The sequence below is a fragment of the Sphingomonas sp. genome (assembly GCF_003248515.1).
Classification (GTDB): Bacteria; Pseudomonadota; Alphaproteobacteria; order Sphingomonadales; family Sphingomonadaceae; genus Sphingomonas_I.
On the sequence record NZ_QFOB01000029.1, the window covers coordinates 1 to 3946 of the forward strand.

A 3946-nucleotide genomic window follows, 5' to 3' on the forward strand; every position below is an offset into this window, starting at 1 on the left:
GAAAGATGTAAGAGAAAAGCCCGCGAAAGCGGGCTTTTCTCTTTGAGCTTGACAATGTTGGTTTCCGTGTTTGAGTGAATGCATGTCAATCAAATAGGGGGTCAGTATGGATGCAAGTTATATAGGGTGGATCGCTTTGGGCTTCTGGTTCTTATCAAGTGCAGTATTTTACTATTTGATCAGACGGTGGATGAAAGGTATTCTGACTGTAGAGGCTGAAAACAATCCCAAGATTGAAAGAGGTTTTGATATCGATGGTTTCTTGGATCTTGTTTGCACTAGGCTGGATGAGAATGCACCTGGTCTTGTTGGTGTGGTAATAAATCCCCTAGCTTCTCAGTTTTGGAGTTCGCGCCCACCAACAATTCGATCTGCATTTTTCTCACTACTGTATGGCGAGTTAAAAGAGAAACTAGAGGGTGGAGCCAAAGTCAACCCACATGACGCTGCGACGCTTCTACAGATGCACAATCGTGCGAGGTACTTCACCAATGGAGCAGGGGACATTCCTCAGTGGGAAACGGACCAAAGATGGCCCACACTTGAAGAGCAGTGCGAGCATTTAATTGAGGTTGCGCGGCGCCGACAGCAGAAAAAACTTTTGGATTTTGTGTCGGAAGTGCAGGTTGAAACGCCAGAACCGGTGAAGCGAAAGATGTGAAGAATGAAGCCCGCTTTCGCGGGCTTTTTCTTTGAGCTTGACAATGTTGGACCTTGTGTTTGATTGAATTCAGTGCAATCAAATTGAAGGGGGTGTTATGGATAAATTGTATCTTGCAGTATTGCAACACTGTTTTGATGATCTACATGGCTCTATCACTAGCTACATCGAGGCATCAAAATCAAAAGCGAAGGTTGAACGAGCGATGTGGATCAGAACTGTTTGTTTGTCAGTTGTGACTGCTTTCAGTTTTGGGCTTGCCTTGGGATGCTTAATCGCAAGCGTTTAAGTTGGCGAGTGTACTTGAGGCAACAAAGAGCCCGCTATCGCGGGCTCTTTTTATTGGGATTTTATCCCACTCTTAAAGCGGCTTGGGGCTTGTTGGCGTAAATCACAATAAAAGGTATTGACAATGTTCTGCCTTGTGTTTGATTGAAGGTGTGCTAATAAAAATGGAGTTTCAAGTATGCTAAATAAAATTCAAACAAAATTACGTAAAGTGGTGATGGCATTTGTCAAAGCTGACGCCGCCAATGGGACAATCAAAAATCAAGCGGTCAACGTAGAGAAGGACAAGTCACCAACAATCGTGATTGCCATTTCCAGTGGGAAGGTGAAGTCGGAATTTGATGTGGATCACGATCAGGATGGCAATCGCCTATCTCGTGCAATCTACATGGATGATGCGACAGCTTTTAAGTCGCTAGTGGAGGACAACCCAAGTTTTGCTCAGCACTACACTATTCATCGTATAGGAAAAAACGATCTAAAGGCATGCTCAACACTCAACTACATTGTTGAGTGCGGCAGAGGTGGGCAAGACGTGCTTAAAAGCACTCAGGAAATGATATCGTTCGCACTTGACTGTGGGGCGGATATCAACGCGCGTGCGCCTGATGATAGATGGAACCCGTCTGGTTGGACCCCACTTGAAACAGCTATCTATTCCGACAGATATCTATTGATCCCATTTCTGATTCAAAACGGGGCGCGCCCGATCCACGGCCCGCGAGCGGATGCGTTGACTGATGATGCGAAAATGCTATGGGCATTCTTTCGGCAGACAGTAGGTTGCTCAACGTGCACCGACTCGGAATTGGTGAATATTGTTGATGCCTTTGCTTCAATAGGATTGGTTAAGAGTGGCTTTGAGTTGACCGGTTGTGAAGCCTTGGACACCCAAGAAATGATGAGTATCGCCCAAAATTGCAGGAAGTCATTTATGGACCTGATCGCCCAGGTTGACGCGGCCAAAGCGAAGAAAGAGAAGGAAATTTTGTTGCGCGAACTTGCTATCCCTTCTGAACATATTGAAGTCCGGCCCAAGCGGCGAATGTAACGTCTTCGATTAAACCCGCTTCGGCGGGTTTTTATTGGACTTGACAAAAGTGTGAGGCGTGATTGATTGAGATTTCATCATCACGCAGGGGGTTGAAATGGTTGGATCTTTTTACGACAGTGCGCCGGCCACCGAGCAGCAAAGAATTTGGCGCGAGTCGGCACCAATGGGCCGCATCTTTGAACAGCCGGAACCCATCGTTCTAGGACCATTGCTGTGCGATGCATTGGACTTCAACGCTGCGGAATTGCCAAGTGATTTAACGTTCTGGCGTTCGGCCATCGAAGACCTGGCGCTTCGATTGCACGAAGGGCTCAAAGTCACGCCCAGGGCGGCGGCCAAGATCATGTGCGCGTACAACATCCATGTTCGTTTTAAGGATCTTCCAACACCCCAATGGTCGATCGCTGACAGCCCCACAGAAGTCGAATTGACCCAGCACCTCAGCGATTTCCTGCATCACAAACAACGTCAGCGATTGCACCACGCCATTGGTGGCGAGCTTAACCATTCGGAAAGGATAGAGCGGCGAATGTAATTTCAGCTTGACTCCCGATGCATATGGGAGCTAGCTAGAACGGCAACGGGGTTGACAATATCCGTTCTTCTGTTTCAGTGAGTCAACAATTGGCTAACAACGGGGGTGCACAAATGAAAGTTGCAATCAACGCTTTAATCGGAACGATCTGGATTGGGTTTTGGTCAACCATCGTCGGCTTCCTTGTCAGTGGGGTGTTGTGGGGAAGTATGGACTTGGGGCCGGTTGTTGGCGTCCTGGGCTTCCTCATTGGCGCCGGCATTCCGTTCTTCTTCCTCATGCGTAACATGCTTCGCAATATCGCCAAGTACCAAGCAGAGCAGCGCATGCGAACCTACTATTGATGAGTGTATGAAACATATAAGCCCGCTTCGGCGGGCTTTTTTTATGTCATCAATGGCGTGAAGGTCCGTGTGTTTTCAATCACCTACGCGCAGATGTCCTTAAGGAAATTGGATCCACTTGCAATGGTAGGAATAGTAAAAGGCGCCATTGGCGCCTTTTATACTCAGATCCAGAAAACCATTTGCACCATGTCGTGAACATGGACAGCCACTATTGGCTGCTGGGAGACGCTCTCTTTCACCTGGTTAGTCGTCTCCATGTAAATTTCATAAAGGTTGAGTAATTCCCTTTATTTCCTTTACACAACTATTGTGCTGCCCAATTCTAATTTGTCAAGCATTGACAATATTGGAACACCTGTTTAGCTGAATTATCAATTCACTAAATAGGGGGTTTCAATGACATTAGAATTTGAACGTTATCCAACAATTGACACGTTCTCAGAAAAGATAAAAATGCGCTGCTTGCGTAGTGTTGAAAAGTGGTATGCGGTTGAAAAAATTCATGGTGCAAACTATCAATTCATCACAAATGGGGTCGGGGTCCAATCGGCATCGCGCAATCGTATACTTACAAGTGAAGTCTTCTTCAACCATAAGGTTGTCTTTGATCGATATGCAGGCGTTGTGCGTGAGAATTATCAACGCTTACTTGATGGAGGCGTCATTGGCCAGCATCAAACCGTACGCTTCTTTGGGGAACTTGCTGGTGAAGCAGATGGGCTTAAAGTCCAGCAAAACGCCGACTACGGCGCATTGGATTTCTACCTGTTCGATATCGTTGTGGACGGTGTGCGTCTTCCATATCACCATGTCATTGATGCTGTCGGGCTAAAGAAAGCTCCCATCGTTACGTCCGGGGCTTTCGCCGAAGTCATCCAACACGGAAACAAATTCCCCACATTGGTCGATGGCTCATGCACGTGCGAGGGCTATATCCTCCGCTGCGATGCGTCGGGAGAGGTCTACAAGTTTAAAAATGACTTGTTCGTTGAGAAGGTTGTCGGGTCGGGGCTGCAACATCAATACCCGCTGTACGTCACCGAGAACCGCGTTCGCGCTGT

The 3946-nt window shown here is 47.2% G+C and carries 5 protein-coding genes; all 5 read left to right on the forward strand.

From position 1 onward, the window contains the following. Window positions 1–106 precede the first annotated feature (106 nt). Window positions 107–661, forward strand: a complete 555-nt coding sequence (locus DI605_RS21350; protein WP_293977792.1) for a hypothetical protein — start codon at window positions 107–109, stop codon at window positions 659–661. A 466-nt stretch (window positions 662–1127) separates the two neighbouring features. Then, window positions 1128–2000 carry a hypothetical protein gene (locus DI605_RS21355; protein WP_141098004.1) on the forward strand — a complete coding sequence of 291 codons (873 nt, stop codon included), beginning with the start codon at window positions 1128–1130 and terminating at the stop codon, window positions 1998–2000. A gap of 97 nt (window positions 2001–2097) precedes the next feature. Continuing rightward, window positions 2098–2538: a hypothetical protein gene (locus DI605_RS21360; protein ID WP_088430304.1), complete on the forward strand. Its 441-nt coding sequence runs from the start codon at window positions 2098–2100 to the stop codon at window positions 2536–2538. Between the two features lie 113 nt (window positions 2539–2651). Then, window positions 2652–2882, forward strand: coding sequence for a hypothetical protein (locus tag DI605_RS21365; protein WP_088430306.1), 231 nt, complete (start codon window positions 2652–2654; stop codon window positions 2880–2882). Window positions 2883–3281: 399 nt separating this feature from the next. Then, window positions 3282–3946, forward strand: a 665-nt coding sequence (locus DI605_RS21370; protein ID WP_293977795.1) for an RNA ligase family protein, incomplete at its 3' end; no start/stop codon positions are given.

What these genes read in the sequence shown, in the direction of transcription:
- DI605_RS21360 (WP_088430304.1), top strand. Translation starts at nt 2,098, where the DNA reads ATGGTTGGATCTTTTTACGACAGTGCGCCGGCCACCGAGCAGCAAAGA.
- DI605_RS21350 (WP_293977792.1), top strand. Translation starts at nt 107, where the DNA reads ATGGATGCAAGTTATATAGGGTGGATCGCTTTGGGCTTCTGGTTCTTA.
- DI605_RS21365 (WP_088430306.1), top strand. Translation starts at nt 2,652, where the DNA reads ATGAAAGTTGCAATCAACGCTTTAATCGGAACGATCTGGATTGGGTTT.
- DI605_RS21355 (WP_141098004.1), top strand. Translation starts at nt 1,128, where the DNA reads ATGCTAAATAAAATTCAAACAAAATTACGTAAAGTGGTGATGGCATTT.